The sequence below is a fragment of the Duganella phyllosphaerae genome, assembly GCF_001758785.1.
GTDB classification, from domain to species: Bacteria; Pseudomonadota; Gammaproteobacteria; order Burkholderiales; family Burkholderiaceae_D; genus Rugamonas; species Rugamonas phyllosphaerae.
In genome coordinates this window covers 1-16,065 of the sequence record NZ_LROM01000040.1, presented here as the reverse complement: position 1 = coordinate 16,065, position 16,065 = coordinate 1, and the positions used below count along the sequence as shown (strand labels likewise).

Genomic DNA, 16,065 nt, shown 5'->3' with positions numbered 1-16,065 from the left:
CACGATGGATGACCGACAACTGTTCCGGCAAGACGCACGTGTGATCGGCCTGGTAGGGCTGGCGCACGGCACTTCCCACTTTTATCACCTGATATTGGCTGCGTTGATCCCGTGGCTCAAACCCGAGTTCGACCTGTCCTACGGCGAGCTTGGTTTGCTGATGACGGTGTTCTTTGCCGTGTCCGGGGTGGGGCAGGCCATGGCCGGTTTCGTGGTCGATCGCTTCAGCGCGCGGGTGGTGCTGATGAGCGGGGTGGCGCTGCTCGGTATTTCGGCCGTGGTGCTGTCGTCGGCGCAGAACTACGTCCAGCTGATGGGCGGGGCCTTCCTGGCCGGTTGCGGCAACTGCGTGTTCCACCCGGCCGACTACACCTTGCTTAACCAGCGCGTATCGAAAAAGCGGCTGGCGCACGGGTTCTCGGTGCACGGCATCAGCGGCAATATCGGCTGGGCGCTGTCGCCGTTGTTCCTGACCTCGGTGGCAGGGCGTACCGACTGGCGCACCGCGCTGCTGTGCGCGTCCTTGCTGCCGTTGTGCGTGCTGGCGCTGCTGCTCTGGAACCGCCTTGCCCTGCGGCCGGAACCGGTGGCTGTGCCCGCGGACGATGCGGCGGCGGTTGCAGGAGCGAGTGCGCTCGGTTTCCTGCGCCTGAAAGTGGTGTGGATGTGCTTTGCCTTCTTCGTGATTTCATCGATTGCCCTCGCTGGCGTGCAAACCTTCGCTTCAACCAGCCTGGTAAGCCTGTACGGCATGTCGCTGGCGTGGGCCACCTCGGCTTACACCTGCTTCATGCTGTCGTCGGCGGTGGGGATGTTGTATGGCGGCTTCCTCGGTGCAGGCAATGGCCGCCACGACCGCATTATCATCGGCGCCTTTGCGGCAGCGGCAGTGTTCGCCCTGGTACTGGCGGCGGCGGTCGTGCCGGCCTGGATGGCGATCGTGCTGATGGGCCTGGTTGGCTTTGCCACCGGCATCGCCGGGCCGTCGCGCGACCTGATGATACGGGGCGCCGCGCCCGCCAACGCCACCGGCCGCGTGTTCGGCGTGGTGTACTCGGGGCTGGACACCGGCCTGGCCGTCGGTCCGTTGATGTTTGCCGCGCTGATGGATGCCGGCCACCCTGCGGGCGTGTTCGTCGGCATTGCCATCTTCCAGGCGCTGGTCATCTTCACGACCATAGGCGTGGGCAACAACAGCCGTTCCATGATCGCGGCCAAGGCAGCCTGACACCACGCCGCGCTCGCTTGAACCGCCACTGTTGTTGGATGGTTGCGTCACTTTTGCGAATTATTTTTTACATAAGTCCATCGGTGGACCAAGATAAAGGCGCTTTTTGCGCCTTTTTTTCATCTGGCGAAAAATAGATTTCACATCGTGGAATTTCATGTGAGTTTGCAGCATCGACTTCTTTCATGCTGAGAAAAGCCTTTCCGTATCATGAAAGATGGTTTTTATCTCATTGATTAATAAGGAATATATTTTAGTTATATGTCTTATAGAAGACTGCTCGTGCGCTGCACAAAAAGGACTACTATAGTTCCAACGCCGCAGCATTCTTTTGTCATTTACTGAATCAACCTGAGGAGAACCACCATGGCAACTCGTGAACAGCAAATCGCCGCCCTGCAACAAGACTGGGACACCAACCCGCGCTGGAAAGGTGTCACCCGTACTTACACGGCGGAAGACGTGGTGCGCCTGCGCGGCTCGCTGCAGATCGAGCACACGCTGGCCAAGCGCGGCGCCGAAAAACTGTGGGACCTGGTCAACAACGAACCGTTCGTCAACGCACTGGGCGCGCTGACCGGCAACCAGGCCATGCAGCAAGTCAAAGCCGGCCTGAAAGCGATCTACCTGTCGGGCTGGCAAGTGGCGGGCGACGCCAACGTGGCTGGCGAAATGTACCCGGACCAGTCGCTGTATCCGGCCAACTCGGTGCCGCTGGTCGTGCGCCGGATTAACAATACCTTCCAGCGCGCCGACCAGATTCAATGGTCCGAAGGCAAGGACGACATCGATTACTTCGCACCGATCGTGGCCGATGCCGAAGCCGGTTTCGGCGGCGTGCTCAACGCCTACGAACTGATGAAGTCGATGATCGACGCAGGCGCCGCCGGCGTCCACTTTGAAGACCAGCTCGCTTCGGTCAAGAAATGCGGCCACATGGGCGGCAAGGTGCTGGTGCCATCGCGCGAAGCCGTGGAAAAACTCACGGCAGCGCGCCTGGCAGCGGACGTCATGGGCACCTCCACCCTGGTGATCGCCCGTACCGACGCCGAAGCGGCCGATCTCCTGACGTCCGACGTCGATGAAAACGACCGTCCGTTCTGCACCGGCGAACGCACCGTGGAAGGCTTCTATAAAGTCAAGCCGGGTATCGAACAGGCCATTTCCCGCGCGCTGGCGTATGCGCCGTACGCCGACCTGGTGTGGTGCGAAACCGGCAAACCGGACCTGGCCTTTGCCAAGCAGTTTGCCGATGCCGTGCACGCCAAGTTCCCGGGCAAGATGCTGGCCTATAACTGCTCGCCGTCGTTCAACTGGAAGAAAAACCTCGACGACGCCACCATCGCCAAGTTCCAGAAAGAACTGGGCGCCATGGGTTACAAGTTCCAGTTCATCACGCTGGCCGGTTTCCATGCACTGAACTACGGCATGTTCAACCTGGCGCACGGTTATGCCCGCAACCAGATGACGGCTTTCGTGGAATTGCAGGAAGCGGAATTTGCTGCCGCCGAGAAGGGGTTTACGGCGGTCAAGCACCAGCGCGAAGTCGGTACCGGTTATTTCGACGCCGTCACCCAGACCATCCAGAACGGCCAGTCGTCCACCACGGCGCTGCACGGCTCCACCGAGGACGAGCAATTCTTCGACAAGAAGGTGGCATAACAGTTTAAAACCCGCACAGCCAAGCGGGGTCGGACCCGATAGGGTCCGACCCCAGGCAGTGACGCTTGCATTTCGCCAAAAGCGGGGTAGAAGGGTTATTGCTTGCCGTGCTGCGCCTGCAAGGCTTCTTGCAGGCGCTTCTTCAATTGCTCGCCGTCGGTAATCGCGCCGGTGTCATCGGCCACGTCCACCACGTGCGACTGGAATTCCTTCAATATCACGTGCTCCGGCACGGTGTCTCCCGGTATCGCCCCCAAAATTTCGCCCTGGTCGTCGGTCACGATGGTCATCTTCATGTTTGCCTCCCCGTTGGTGGATTTGCCATCTTAGATTTGCCCGAACAGGGCGCCTTGATGCAAACGAGGTGCAACCCTTTTTGGGGCTGGCGCCGGTTCTGGTGGATAATGCGGGATTGCGCAGGCCAGTCTGCATTACCTATTTAGAAAGTCCCCCACCATGTTCAGCTACCGCCACGCCTTTCACGCGGGAAATCACGCCGATGTATTGAAGCATTTCGTGACCATCCAGATGCTGCAATACCTGAATCAAAAAGACACCGCCTACACGTATATCGACACCCACTCGGGCGCCGGCGTGTACGCGCTCGATGGCGCTTTCGCGTCCAAGAATGCGGAATATGATACCGGCATCGGCCCGTTGTGGGACTTGAAGGACATGCCGGCGCCGGTCAGGGAATACGTTGACCTGATCAAGGGCATGAACCCGAGCGGCAAGATGCGCCAGTACCCGGGCTCGCCGTTCATCGCCGACCTGGTGGCGCGCGAGCACGACCGCCTGCGCCTGTTCGAGCTGCACCCGGCCGACTTCAAGCTGTTGACCGATAACTTCCGCAAGCTCGACGAGCACGCCGCCCAGCAGGGCATTCGCCCGACCACGCGCGGCAAGCGCGTGCTGGTGACCAAGGGCGATGGCTTCCAGTCGCTCAAGGCGCTGCTGCCGCCGCCGTCGCGCCGCGCCTTGGTGCTGATCGACCCGCCGTACGAAGACAAGCAGGACTACAAAAAGGTCAAGGACACGCTGGCCGATTCGCTGCTGCGCTTCCCGGGCGGCACCTATGCGGTCTGGTACCCGCTGCTGCAACGGATGGAATCGCGCGAATTCGCCGACAAGCTCAAGCAACTCCAATGCAACGACTGGCTCAACGTGGTGCTGACCACCCACACCCCGATGCCCGACGGTTTCGGCTTGCACAGCAGCGGCATGTTCATTCTCAATCCACCGTACACGCTTGAGCCGATGCTCAAGGAAGTGATGCCGTGGCTGGTCAAGGCGCTGGGCAAGGACAGCGGCGCCCGCTTCACGCTCGAGAGCGGCAAACCGCTGCCGGTCGGCAAATCGATCCGCACCCGCACGCCACTGGCGCGTCCCGGCGTGGGCGAGGGCACTGCCGCCGGTCGTCCGGGCGGCACCGGTCGTCCCGGTGGCCGTCCGGGCGCCAGCACCAGCGCACCGTTCAACGCCAAGCCTGGTGTTGGTCCCAAGCCGGCATTCGGCGCCAAGGCCGCGCCGGCAGCCAAACCCGCTGGCACCCGCCCAGCCCCGGCCAAGCCGGCTGCCGCCAAACCGGCCGGCAGCGACCAGCCGGCTGTTGCACGCAACACCGGTCCGCGCCGCTCCGGTACGCGCTAAGAACGGGTCTTGAGTTGTCATTTCGGTAGCATCGGGTATAGTGGAGTTTCGTGGGCGTCCACTGCATGTGGGCGTCTCGTTGCAGTCGTTGAAATGAGGAGATCTCATGCTTTCGGCTACTGAGCTGCCATCGAGGCTTGCCGATAATTTCTTTCTGGCCCGCCAGCCCATCCTCAACCGGGGCCAGCGGCTGGTCGGTTACGAATTGCTGTTCCGCGATGCCCACACCGCCACCACGGCGCAGTTCCGCGACGACGCGGCCGCCACCGCCACGGTGATCGCCCACGCGTCCGAGCTGGGCATGGAGCACGTGGTGGGCGACCAGCTGGCCTTTGTCAATATCGATGAGGTCGGCCTGATGAGCGACTTCATCCGCTTTCTGCCGCACGACAAGGTCATTCTTGAAATCCTCGAAACCGTGGAAGCCACGCCGGCCGTGCTCGAGCGCGTACGCGAACTCAAGCGCGCCGGTTTCCGTTTCGCCCTCGATGACGTCATCGGCGAGACCGAGGACGTGCAAAAGCTGCAGCCGCTGTGCGACGTGATCAAGGTCGACATCAAGCAGATGAAGCCCGGCACCTTGCCGGCATTGGCCCGTGTTCTTAAAAATCCCAGACAGAAGCTGCTGGCCGAAAAAGTTGAGACGGTGGAAGAGTTCCGCCAGTGCATGGATCTCGGTTTCGAGTACTTCCAGGGCTATTACTTTGCCCGTCCCGTCATCCTCAGCGGCAAAAAGATTTCGCCATCGCAGCGCAGCGTGCTGCACCTGCTGGACCTGATCGATACCGATGCCAGCAGCCACGAAATCGAATCGATGGTCAAGCATGATGTCCTGATCACCCTCAATTTGCTACGGCTGGTCAATACCCCGGCGGTGGGCACGCGCTACCGCATCAATTCGGTGGGCCATGCCTTGATGGTGCTGGGGCGGCGCCAATTGCGGCGCTGGCTGCAGATTTTGCTGTACGTAAAAAGTGGCGGCCCGCAGGAATTCACCTCGCCACTGCTGCAACTGGCCACCACGCGCGGCAAGACCATCGAACTGCTGGTCGAGCATACGCGGCCGGGGGAGCGGATCAGTGCCGACATCGGCTTTACGGTGGGCGTGATGTCGCTGATGGACACGCTGTTTTCGATTCACATGCAGGAATTGCTCGACAGCGTGAACGTGCTCGACGAGGTGCGCACGGCGCTGCTGGAGCGGGCCGGCGAGTATGGCTTGCTGCTGAGCTTGATCGAGAATATCGAGCGCGGCCGCGATACGGTGGCGCTGGGGCAGATGCTCGAGCAGATTGCCGTCAGGCCGGCCGAATTGTATGCGATACAGCTGGCGGCGATCGAGTGGGTGACCGAGTATTCGCGCGGGTTTTGATGCTGCATTGGATCCCCGCCTGCGCGGGGATGACGACTCAAATGCCGCAGTTTAACGTCAAACCAACGGCTGTCGATCCGTCATTCCCGCGCAGTCGGGAATCCGGCACCGCAGTTTAACGTCAAACCAACGGCTGTCGATCCGTCATTCCCGCGCAGGCGGGAATCCAGTTTGACTCACTGCCCCAGCAACAAAAACACCGTCGGCTTCTTGTGAAACTCCGGCGCTTTCCCGGCTCCCAGCTGACTCTTCCACTGCGCCCCGGTCTGGGTACGGATCGTCTCGGTCGCCAGGCTGAGGTCGGTCGCCACGCAAATCAGCGTGCCTGGCGCACAGGCGCCGACCAGGGCTTCCAGCATGGCCGTATTCCGATACGGCGTCTCGATGAACAGCTGGGTCTGCTTTTCCTTGCGCGAACGCGTTTCCAGTTCCTTGATGCGGGCGGTGCGTTGCGCCGCATCGGTAGGCAGGTAACCGTTGAAAGCAAAACTCTGGCCGTTCAGGCCGCTCGCCATCACGGCCAGCAGCAGCGACGACGGCCCCACCAGCGGCCGCACCGGGATGCCGTGCTGATGCGCCAGTCGCACCAGGTCGGCGCCGGGATCGGCCACGGCCGGCACGCCTGCCTCCGACACCAGGCCGCCATCGCGGCCGGCCAGCAGCGGCGCCAGCAGGCCGGCCAGCGCGGCTGGCGGCGTGTTGACGTTCAGTTCCGAGATGGTGATTTCCTGCAGCGGTTTGGCCAGCGGGTGGCTGGCGTTGACCAGCTTGAGGAAAGCGCGCGCGGTTTTGGCGTTCTCGGCCACAAAATAATCGAGTTGCGAGGTGATGTGCTGGACCTGTTCAGGCAGCACAGAGGCGAGCGCTTCGGTCTCGCCCAGGGTATTCGGGATCAGAAATAAGGTGCCGGGCATGGGTCAGTGTTCAACTATCTAAAAAAAGAAATACCAAGATTGCGCAGCATGCCTGTCAGGGCGATCAAAGGCAAGCCGGTGAGGGCGGTGGGGTCGGTGCTGTCGATGCGTTCGAGGATGGCGATGCCGAGCGCTTCGTTCTTGGCGCTGCCGGCGCAGTCGTACGGCTGCTCGATGCGCAGATAGGCGTCGAGCTCGGCATCGGGCAGGTCGCGGAAGGTCACGCGGGTCTGGATGTTGGCCAGTTGGGCGGCGCTGTCGGGATGTTCGGCGCGGCCATCCCACACGCATAGTGCTGTATGAAAAATCACTTCGCGTCCGCGCATTTTTTGCAGCTGCGCCAGGGCGTTGGCGTGGTTGCCTGGCTTGCCGATCTGTTGCTCGCCGAGCGTGGCGACCTGGTCGGAGCCGATCACGATGCTGCCCGGCAGTTTTGCAGCGACCGCAGCAGCCTTCTCGCGCGCCAGCCGCACTGCGGTGGCGCTCGGCGTTTCGCCGGGCAGCGGACTTTCGTCGATGTCGGGAACAGCCACCTCGAATGGCAATTGCAGGCGCGAGAGCAACTCTTTTCGATAGGCGGAGCTGGAGGCCAGGACCAGGCGGAACGGTAAACTTGATGTCAGGCTTGATGTCATAAGGGGAATGTTATATGCTCTGTCGCCGGCGTTCGCTGATGCGCGCCGGGCACACTAAAAACCTGAAAAAAGCGCGAAATGCACGCAGCTTTTGACTTGCGGGTGAAAACCCTGCTATTATCGCAGGTTTTCCGGGGAATTTTTCTGTAATGAATGCTACGGTCATCGACGCTTTTGATTTTTGTCGTCACAATGGCAGCGAACACGGCGTAACGCCTGTTGCTCAAATGACCCGTCTGGCCAAGGACTGCGCTGACGCGTCCGGCGAGATTACCTGGAAGGTAGAGGGCGGCGCCGGCAAGATGGGCTACCCGCAGTTGACCCTGTCGGTTGCCGGCACGGTGCAACTGGTCTGCCAACGGTGCTTGACGCCTTATGCCCACACCCTCGATTCGTCGACCGTGCTGGTGCTTGGTAAGGATGATCAGGAAGCCGATGAAATCGAAGAAATAATTGCCGACGAATCGATCGATGTGATCGTCGGCACCCGCAGCATGCCGGTGATGGACCTGGTGGAAGACGAAGCATTGCTGGCCCTGCCGCAATCGCCGCGCCACGTGGTCTGCCCCGATGCGTCGCTGCTGGACAAGGCGAAAAGCGCCAAGATCTCGCCCTTTGAAGCACTCAAGGGCCTGAAGTAAAGTCTCGGAAGCTCGATAAACCTACTGCGCGTCATGCTGTCGCCTTTCCGTTGCTCAGCGTACAGCCGTACGCCTCCGCTACTCAAGACGACAGCAAGCCGCTCGCTACGGTTTCTCGAACCTCCGTATAAAGAACGTGTCATGCGCGTGCAGTAATCGAGTATTGGCAAGTTGTAGTAAAGGTAGTACCCGCATTTAACGTCGCCGGGCCGTATTGCTGGCGGGATACTCGATTCGCATGTATTTGCTGATCGATTGTGTTAAAATTTTAGAACTTATGTATTAGGAGTCATTAACATGGCAGTTCAACAGAACAAGAAGTCCCCTTCGAAGCGCGGTATGCACCGTTCGCACGATTTCCTGGTAGCTCCACAACTGGGTATCGAGCCAACCACCGGTGAAACCCACCTGCGTCACCACATCAGCCCTAACGGCTTCTACCGTGGTCGCAAAGTCCTGAAAACCAAAAACGACGAGTAATCGACGCTTTTGCTGGACACGGAAACAGGCGGTGCTGAGTTATTGAGCATCGCTTTTTCTTTTTTCATCGGCTGCAAACCACTTTTGCACACCGTCATGTTGATACGGCGGCCGTTACAGGTCCGCAGCTTGCCGCAGCTCGCCCCGCAAGGGTTGGAGCGTGGTACTGAACCCAAACAATGACAATCAAAATTTCTATCGACTGCATGGGCGGAGATCACGGTCCATCGGTCACCATCCCCGCAGCACTCTCCTTCGTCAACCGCGAACCAGACGCCGAGCTGATCCTTATCGGTCTCGAAGACGTCCTGCGCGCCGAACTCAAAAAGCATCACGCCGACACCCATCCGCGCCTGTCCATCGTCCACGCTTCCGAGCAGGTGACCATGGACGATCCGCTGGAAGTGGCGCTGCGCCGCAAAAAAGATTCGTCGATGCGCGTGGCGATCGAGCAGGTCAAGTCCGGCAATGCCCAGGCTGCCGTCTCGGCCGGCAATACCGGCGCGCTGATGGCCGTGGCCCGCTACGTGCTCAAGACCATGAGCGGGGTCGATCGTCCGGCGATCTGCTCGATCATGCCGAACCAGAAGAACGGCCCGACCTATATGCTCGACCTGGGCGCCAACGTCGATTGCGAACCGCATCACTTGCACCAGTTCGCCATCATGGGCTCGGTGCTGGTGTCGGCCATGGAAAACATCGAACGCCCGACCATCGGCCTGCTCAACGTGGGCACCGAGGACATCAAGGGCAACGAGGTGGTCAAGGCCACCGGCAAGTTGCTGCAGCTCGATCACGAGCGCGGCGCGCTCAACTTCTTCGGTAACGTCGAAGGCAACGACATCTTCAAGGGCACCACCGACCTGGTGGTGTGCGACGGCTTTACCGGCAACGTCACGCTCAAGGCAGTCGAGGGCGTGGCCCGCTTCTTCGCCGACACCGTCAGAACCGAATTCAAGCGTACACCGCTGACCATGCTCAGCGCCTTGCTCGGTCGCGGCGCGCTCACCGCCATCAAGAACCGCCTGTCGCCATCGCGCTATAACGGCGCCAGCCTGCTCGGTTTGCGCGGCCTGGTGTTCAAGAGCCATGGCGGCGCCGACGCGTATTCCTTTGAGTGGGCGATCAAGCGCGCGTATGATGCTGCCAAAAACGACGTGTTGCCGCACATTTCGACCCTGATCGCCGAGCTGATGCCGCGCAACACCGAAACGCCCGAGGTGGCAACCGCTCCGGCGATTGTCTCCAGCGCCGCCGGCCTAGTCGCCGGCTCAACTATTTAGTGGACGGTAGACTGCATGGCTTTGTATAGCAAAATTATCGGTACCGGCAGCTACTTGCCGGCCCAGCGCGTGACCAACGCCGACCTGGCTGCGCAACTGGCCGCCAAGGGCATCGAAACGTCGGACGAGTGGATCGTCAGCCGCAGCGGCATTTCGGCGCGCCACTTTGCCGCCGCCGACGAAAAATCGTCGGACCTGGCCGCCAACGCCGCCAAGAAGGCGCTGGAAATGGCGCGCCTGGCGCCCAACGATATCGACCTGATCATCGTTGCCAGCTCCACCCCCGACTTCTTCGGCAGCTTCCCCAGCACCGCCTGCATCGTCCAGCAAAAACTCGGGATCACCAACAACGGCGCGGCTGTCGATGTCCAGGCCGTCTGCAGCGGTTTCGTGTATGCGCTGTCCACCGCAGATGCGTTCATCCGCGCAGGCGTGCACAAGAACGTGCTGGTGATTGGTTCGGAAGTGTTTTCGCGCATCCTCAATTTCAACGACCGCACCACCTGCGTGCTGTTTGGCGACGGCGCCGGCGCCGTGGTGGTGACGGGCTCGGACGAGCCTGGCATCCTGGCCACCGCGCTGCACGCGGACGGCAGCCACTCGGGCATCCTGTGCATGCCCAACTCGTTTGGCGGCGCCACCGCCGGCGAAGCCTACCTGTACATGGATGGCCCGGCAGTGTTCAAGCTGGCCGTTTCGGTACTGGAAAAAGTCGCCCATGAAGCGCTGAACAAGGCTGGCATGACCGCCGCCCAGATCGACTGGCTGGTGCCGCACCAGGCCAATATCCGCATCATGAATGGCACTGCCAAGAAGATGGGCCTGCCGCTGGACAAGATGGTGGTCACCGTCGATCAGCACGGCAATACGTCGGCCGCCTCGATCCCGCTGGCGCTGGACGCCGCCGTGCGCGACGGCCGCATCAAGAACGGCCACAACGTCATGATGGAAGGCGTGGGCGGCGGCTTTACCTGGGGCGCGGTACTGGCCACCATGAGCGGCTTGCCGGACACGCTGTAAGCTGCGCCTGTCTGGTCGGAATTAGAGTTAGAGTTCTAACCGCTACAAGCGTAGACGCGACAAGATTAGATTCCCTTCGAATGGATGACGTATGACTAAATTTGCATTTGTATTCCCGGGCCAGGGTTCGCAGGCGATTGCCATGCTCGACGGCTTCGCCGGCAACCCGGTGGTGGCAGAGACCATCGCCGAAGCTTCGGCTGCGCTCGGTTTTGACCTGGGCAAGCTGATTGCCGAAGGTCCGAAAGAAGAGCTCGACCTCACCACCAATACCCAGCCGGTGATGCTCACCGCTGCCGTGGCGGTGTATCGCGCGTGGATCGCTGCCGGCGGCCCGGCGCCAGCCATTGTTGCCGGCCACAGCCTGGGCGAATACTCGGCGCTGGTCGCTGCCGGTGTGATCTCGTTCAAGGATGCCGTGCCGCTGGTGCGCTTCCGCGCCCAGGCGATGCAGGAAGCCGTGCCGGTCGGACTCGGTACCATGGCTGTCGTGCTCGGTTTGTCGGACGACGACGTTCGCGCCGCCTGTGCTGAAGCTACCGCTGCCGTGTCGGACTCGGTGGTGGAAGCCGTCAACTTCAACGCCCCGGCGCAAGTCGTGATCGCCGGCCATACCGCTGCTGTCGAGCGCGCCTGCGATATCGCCAAGGCCAAGGGCGCCAAGCGCGCCATGAAACTGCCGGTCTCGGCGCCATTCCACTCGTCGCTGTTGAAGCCCGCCTCGGACCGCCTGCGCACCTACCTGGCCGACCTGGCGTTCTCGGCGCCGCAAATTCCGCTGATCAACAACGTCGACGTCGCCGTGTTGAACGACGTCGATGCGATCAAGGATGCGCTGGTACGCCAGGCTGCCGCACCGGTGCGCTGGGTGGAAACCATGCAGCAGGTCGCCGCGCAAGGCATCACCCAGGTGATCGAATGCGGTCCGGGCAAGGTGCTGATGGGCTTGACCAAGCGCATCGACGCCACCCTGGTCGGCGACGCCATCACCGATCAGGCCTCTTTGGAGCGCATCTTGACCTCGCTCAAATAAGAGCACAGGGCAGGGCACTATCGTTACGTACCACCACGAAGGACATACATGAATTTAGCAAATCAAGTTGCGCTGGTGACTGGCGCCTCGCGCGGCATCGGCAAGGCCATCGCCCAGCAACTGGCGCGCCAGGGTGCGCGCGTGATCGGCACCGCCACCACCGAAGCCGGCGCTGAAGCGATCTCCGCCTACCTGGCCGAAGTGGCAGCAGAGGTCGGCGCCGAGCCTGGCAAAGGCCTGGTCCTGAACGTGACCGACGCCGAGCGCTGCGCCGCCGTCGTCGACGACATCACCAAGACGTACGGCGCGGTCGCCATCCTGGTCAACAATGCCGGCATTACCCAAGACAACCTGGCCATGCGCATGAAAGACGACGAGTGGGACAGCGTGATCGCCACCAACCTGTCCGCCGTCGGCCGGCTGTCGCGCGCCGTGTTGCGCGGCATGATGAAGGCGAAAGCTGGCCGCATCATCAACATCACCTCGGTGGTGGCCTCGTCGGGTAACCCGGGCCAAATGAATTACGCTGCCGCCAAGGCTGGCGTGGAGGGCATGGGCCGCGCGCTGGCGCGTGAAATCGGCAGCCGCAACATCACCGTCAACAGCGTGGCGCCGGGCTTTATCGACACCGACATGACCAAGTCGCTGGGCGACGACCAGCACGCCGCGCTGCTCACGCAAATCCCGCTCGGACGCCTGGGCAAACCTGAAGATATTGCCGCTGCGGTCGCCTTTTTGGCATCGCCGCAAGCGGCTTATATTACCGGCACCACGTTGCACGTGAATGGCGGTATGTATATGAACTGATGGGAATTCCCATCTTTTACCAGCGATTTCGGTGCACTTATGGGGAAACTCGTAGCAAACACCGAAATTAGTTTTTCAGTGCGCAAACCTGATAAAATGCGCGCTTTCCGTAACAAACAAATGGAGCCATAACATGTCGGATATCGAACAACGCGTTAAGAAAATCGTCGCAGAACAACTGGGCGTCGCAGAAGCAGACATCAAAATCGAATCCTCGTTCGTTGACGATCTGGGCGCTGACTCCCTGGACACCGTGGAACTGGTGATGGCCCTGGAAGACGAGTTCGAAATGGAAATCCCTGACGAACAAGCAGAAAAGATCACCACCGTGCAGCAAGCCATCGACTACGCTACTGCGCACGTCAAGGCCTAATAGCCGCCCGATCGACTTTAGGAGAATCGCTTGAGAGGTTCTAAAAACCGTCGTGTTGTCATTACCGGCCTGGGCGCCGTTACCCCGATCGGCAACAATGTTGCCGAGACCTGGGCAGCGGCACTCGAGGGTAAATCCGGCATTGCCACCATCACCAAGTTTGACGCACAAGCTTTCAGCACCCGTTTTGCCGGTGAAGTCAAAGGCTTCAATATCGAGGACTACATCTCGGCCAAGGAAGCGCGCCACATGGATACGTTTATCCATTACGGCATGGCGGCCGGCATCCAGGCGGTGCAGGATTCGGGTATCGAAGTGACCGACGCCAACGCCGATCGTATCGGTGTGATCATCGGTTCCGGCATCGGCGGCTTGCCGATGATCGAAGAGCAGAAGGAAGACTACGACAAGCGCGGCCCGCGCCGGATCTCGCCGTTCTTCGTGCCAGCTTCGATTATCAATATGATTTCGGGCAACCTGTCGATCAAGTACGGCATGCGCGGTCCTAATCTGTCGATCGTCACCGCTTGTACCACCGGCCTGCATTGCATCGGCGCCGCCGCTCGCATGATCGAGTATGGCGATGCCGACGTGATGATCGCCGGTGGCGCCGAGTCGACCGTTTCGCCGCTGGGTCTCGGTGGCTTTGCTTCGGCAAAAGCCCTGTCCTCGCGCAACGACGACCCGGCCACCGCGTCCCGTCCCTGGGATACGGACCGCGACGGCTTCGTGCTGGGCGAAGGCGCCGGCGTGATGGTCGTGGAAGAGTACGAACACGCCAAGGCACGCGGCGCCAAGATTTACGCCGAGCTGGTCGGTTTCGGCATGAGCGCCGATGCTTACCACATGACGTCGCCCCTGGAAGACGGCAGCGGTGGCAGCAAGTCGGCGCAAGCCGCGCTTGCCAACGCCGGCCTCAACCCGGACCAGGTGCAGTACGTGAACGCGCACGGCACCTCGACGCCGCAAGGCGACGTGGCTGAAGTGCAGGGCATCAAGCGCACCTTCGGCGACCACGCCAAGAAGCTGGTAGTCAACTCGACCAAGTCGATGACCGGCCACCTGCTGGGCGGCGCCGGCGGCCTGGAAGCGGTGTTTACGGTATTGGCGGTGCACCACCAGGTGTCGCCACCGACCATCAACATCTTCAACCAGGATCCGTCGTGCGACCTGGACTTCTGCGCCAATGTTGCCCGCGACATGAAGATCGAGTATGCAGTCAAAAACTCGTTCGGCTTTGGCGGTACCAACGGCAGCCTCGTGTTTGGTCGTATTTGAGTCGTCAAATAAGTAGTAAAAAAGTTTAACTTTCGGTTGAACTAATCCCGCGCCCGCCATGTCAAAGCATGGTGGGCGAGGATTAGGCGCTGGCATTCGCCAGCGCCTGAATTGCCCGGCCCCGCGCCGGCGCATCCAGTTGTATCGCTCCCCATCCGTATAAATTTTTGGTTGTCTCTATCCGTGTTGCAGTCATGTCGATCGCGGTGTCCGTCATCGTTCGTCCCTCGCCTGGTTTGCGTTTGCTGCACGCCGGGTTGTGCTGTTGCGTGCTGGCGTCCGCTGCTGCCTGTCCTGGCGTGCTGGCGCCGCTGGCGTGTGTGGTCGCTGCCATCTGTGGCTATGTCTGTGGGCAACCAAGCGCTTTTGCAATGGCGGTTGATATAACCGCAGTCGGGCAATTCCGCACTGCGCTATACCAACAATCGGGAGCGCTGCTGAGCCTGCTTGACGACTCGACTCTGTGGCGCGGCTTGCTGCTGCTGCGCTTAGGTAGTGCGGACGGCGGCGTGCGGTCGGTGCTGGTATTGCCCGATTGCGTAAGCGGGGCGGAGTTGCGCGCGTTGACGCTGGCCTGTCGGGCCGCCGCCGCGCGCAGCGAAATAAATACGCCAACACTGTGAACTTCTTGCAGCGGGCTAACTCTATAGCATAAGGGTTCCGGCAACGCTGCAGGTTACCGAGGAATGCCCGAGTGACGACAGAACGTGAGTGTGACCAGATGCTGGTCGACCGGGTCCGGGCCGGCGACAAGCAGGCATTCGATATGTTGGTGGCGAAGTATCAGCGCCGCCTCATGCGCCTGCTGTCGCGTATCGTGCACGACCCGGTGGAAGCCGAAGACGTGGTACAAGAGACATTTATCAAGGCCTATCGGGCGCTGCGGCATTTTCGCGGCGACTCGGCCTTCTATACGTGGCTGTATCGCATCGGGATTAACACGGCCAAGAATTTCCTGATGACGCAGGGCAGGCGCACGCCCACGACGACGGAAACCGACGCCGAACATGCCGAGGGTTTTTACGATGGCGATAATTTGCGCGACATCAATACGCCGGAATCCATGTTGGCCAGCAAGCAAATTGCCCAGACCGTCAACGCGGCCATGGACGCCTTGCCGCTCGATTTACGGACTGCGATCGCCTTGCGCGAAATAGAAGGGCTGAGCTACGAAGAGATTTCCGATATCATGGCTTGCCCCATCGGCACGGTCCGCAGCCGCATCTTCCGAGCCCGAGAAGTCATCGCTGAAAAGTTAAAGCCTCTGCTCGATATGCCGGTTGACAAGCGCTGGTAAGGCAGGAATGATGGCATTGGCGCCCGGCAATTTGTCGGCCAAGGTGGCAATGTATTGACAGGCGGAGCACGCGATGGATACCCATAAAAGACTGCACGAAAATATCTCGGCGCTGGCAGATGGCGAGCTGGCCCAGAGCGAGCAGGAACTTGCCTTCGCGGCGCTGCAAACCGCCGAGGGCAGGGCGGCCTGGCAGGCCTACCACGTGGTCGGCGACGTGTTGCGCGATAGCGCCCAGGGCGCGCTCAGCGCTGGGTTCAACGCGGCGCTGGCGGCGCGGCTGGCGGCCGAAGCCGCGTACGAACTGTCGCCACTCACCCCGGGCGTGAATGACGCCGCTGCGCCGCCGTTTCCAGGTGCCGCCAACGGTGCCGCTGCCAGCGCCGCCACCG

Annotated in this window: 18 protein-coding genes; 15 read left to right on the top strand and 3 right to left on the bottom strand. The window is 61.1% G+C overall.

Features of this window, described 5'->3' with window-relative positions:
• Positions 1-4: 4 nt before the first annotated feature.
• Together DUPY_RS02715 and aceA are read left to right on the top strand one after the other, a co-directional pair.
• A complete protein-coding gene (locus tag DUPY_RS02715; protein WP_070246164.1) occupies positions 5-1,228 on the top strand; it encodes an MFS transporter in 1,224 nt (407 codons plus the stop codon).
• A gap of 366 nt (positions 1,229-1,594) precedes the next feature.
• Positions 1,595-2,890: an isocitrate lyase gene (gene aceA, locus DUPY_RS02710; protein ID WP_070246162.1), complete on the top strand. Its 1,296-nt coding sequence runs from the start codon at positions 1,595-1,597 to the stop codon at positions 2,888-2,890.
• Positions 2,891-2,985: 95 nt separating this feature from the next.
• On the opposite strand, the gene DUPY_RS02705 is transcribed toward aceA, so the two are convergent.
• Positions 2,986-3,186 carry a hypothetical protein gene (locus tag DUPY_RS02705; RefSeq protein ID WP_070246160.1) on the bottom strand — a complete coding sequence of 67 codons (201 nt, stop codon included), beginning with the start codon at positions 3,184-3,186 and terminating at the stop codon, positions 2,986-2,988.
• Positions 3,187-3,406: 220 nt separating this feature from the next.
• Between DUPY_RS02705 and DUPY_RS02700 the strand changes: the two genes are divergently transcribed.
• Together DUPY_RS02700 and DUPY_RS02695 are read left to right on the top strand one after the other, a co-directional pair.
• Positions 3,407-4,540 carry a 23S rRNA (adenine(2030)-N(6))-methyltransferase RlmJ gene (locus DUPY_RS02700; RefSeq protein WP_229255218.1) on the top strand — a complete coding sequence of 378 codons (1,134 nt, stop codon included), beginning with the start codon at positions 3,407-3,409 and terminating at the stop codon, positions 4,538-4,540.
• A gap of 106 nt (positions 4,541-4,646) precedes the next feature.
• Positions 4,647-5,912, top strand: a complete 1,266-nt coding sequence (locus DUPY_RS02695; RefSeq protein ID WP_070246157.1) for an EAL and HDOD domain-containing protein — start codon at positions 4,647-4,649, stop codon at positions 5,910-5,912.
• Positions 5,913-6,088: 176 nt separating this feature from the next.
• Here DUPY_RS02695 and DUPY_RS02690 read toward each other — a convergent pair whose 3' ends face one another.
• Positions 6,089-6,826 carry an SAM-dependent methyltransferase gene (locus DUPY_RS02690; RefSeq protein ID WP_070246156.1) on the bottom strand — a complete coding sequence of 246 codons (738 nt, stop codon included), beginning with the start codon at positions 6,824-6,826 and terminating at the stop codon, positions 6,089-6,091.
• Between the two features lie 14 nt (positions 6,827-6,840).
• On the bottom strand, positions 6,841-7,461 hold the full coding sequence (locus tag DUPY_RS02685; protein WP_070246154.1) for a Maf-like protein: 621 nt from the start codon (positions 7,459-7,461) through the stop codon (positions 6,841-6,843).
• 149 nt (positions 7,462-7,610) lie between these two features.
• Here DUPY_RS02685 and DUPY_RS02680 point away from each other — a divergent pair, with 149 nt between their 5' ends.
• The 11 genes from DUPY_RS02680 to DUPY_RS02630 form a co-directional block, all read left to right on the top strand.
• A complete protein-coding gene (locus DUPY_RS02680; protein WP_070246152.1) occupies positions 7,611-8,102 on the top strand; it encodes a YceD family protein in 492 nt (163 codons plus the stop codon).
• Positions 8,103-8,399: 297 nt separating this feature from the next.
• The gene (gene rpmF, locus DUPY_RS02675) at positions 8,400-8,582 is read left to right on the top strand and encodes a 50S ribosomal protein L32 (protein ID WP_008449924.1); all 183 of its coding nucleotides are present in this window, start codon (positions 8,400-8,402) and stop codon (positions 8,580-8,582) included.
• Positions 8,583-8,761: 179 nt separating this feature from the next.
• Positions 8,762-9,865 (top strand): phosphate acyltransferase PlsX, encoded by a 1,104-nt coding sequence (gene plsX, locus DUPY_RS02670; protein ID WP_070246151.1) that lies wholly within the window; start codon positions 8,762-8,764, stop codon positions 9,863-9,865.
• A gap of 15 nt (positions 9,866-9,880) precedes the next feature.
• Positions 9,881-10,885 carry a beta-ketoacyl-ACP synthase III gene (locus DUPY_RS02665; protein ID WP_070246149.1) on the top strand — a complete coding sequence of 335 codons (1,005 nt, stop codon included), beginning with the start codon at positions 9,881-9,883 and terminating at the stop codon, positions 10,883-10,885.
• A 91-nt stretch (positions 10,886-10,976) separates the two neighbouring features.
• Positions 10,977-11,918: an ACP S-malonyltransferase gene (gene fabD / locus DUPY_RS02660; RefSeq protein WP_070246148.1), complete on the top strand. Its 942-nt coding sequence runs from the start codon at positions 10,977-10,979 to the stop codon at positions 11,916-11,918.
• Positions 11,919-11,966: 48 nt separating this feature from the next.
• Positions 11,967-12,725 (top strand): 3-oxoacyl-ACP reductase FabG, encoded by a 759-nt coding sequence (fabG, locus tag DUPY_RS02655; protein WP_070246146.1) that lies wholly within the window; start codon positions 11,967-11,969, stop codon positions 12,723-12,725.
• Between the two features lie 133 nt (positions 12,726-12,858).
• Positions 12,859-13,098 (top strand): acyl carrier protein, encoded by a 240-nt coding sequence (acpP, locus tag DUPY_RS02650; protein WP_008449912.1) that lies wholly within the window; start codon positions 12,859-12,861, stop codon positions 13,096-13,098.
• A 30-nt stretch (positions 13,099-13,128) separates the two neighbouring features.
• The gene (gene fabF, locus DUPY_RS02645) at positions 13,129-14,376 is read left to right on the top strand and encodes a beta-ketoacyl-ACP synthase II (protein ID WP_070246144.1); all 1,248 of its coding nucleotides are present in this window, start codon (positions 13,129-13,131) and stop codon (positions 14,374-14,376) included.
• A 194-nt stretch (positions 14,377-14,570) separates the two neighbouring features.
• Positions 14,571-14,999, top strand: coding sequence for a hypothetical protein (locus DUPY_RS27720; protein ID WP_141749398.1), 429 nt, complete (start codon positions 14,571-14,573; stop codon positions 14,997-14,999).
• Positions 15,000-15,070: 71 nt separating this feature from the next.
• Complete coding sequence (gene rpoE, locus DUPY_RS02635; protein WP_071651573.1) at positions 15,071-15,673, top strand: RNA polymerase sigma factor RpoE; 603 nt, start codon at positions 15,071-15,073, stop codon at positions 15,671-15,673.
• A gap of 73 nt (positions 15,674-15,746) precedes the next feature.
• A partial coding sequence (locus DUPY_RS02630; protein ID WP_141749397.1) for a sigma-E factor negative regulatory protein occupies positions 15,747-16,065 on the top strand: 319 nt, incomplete at its 3' end.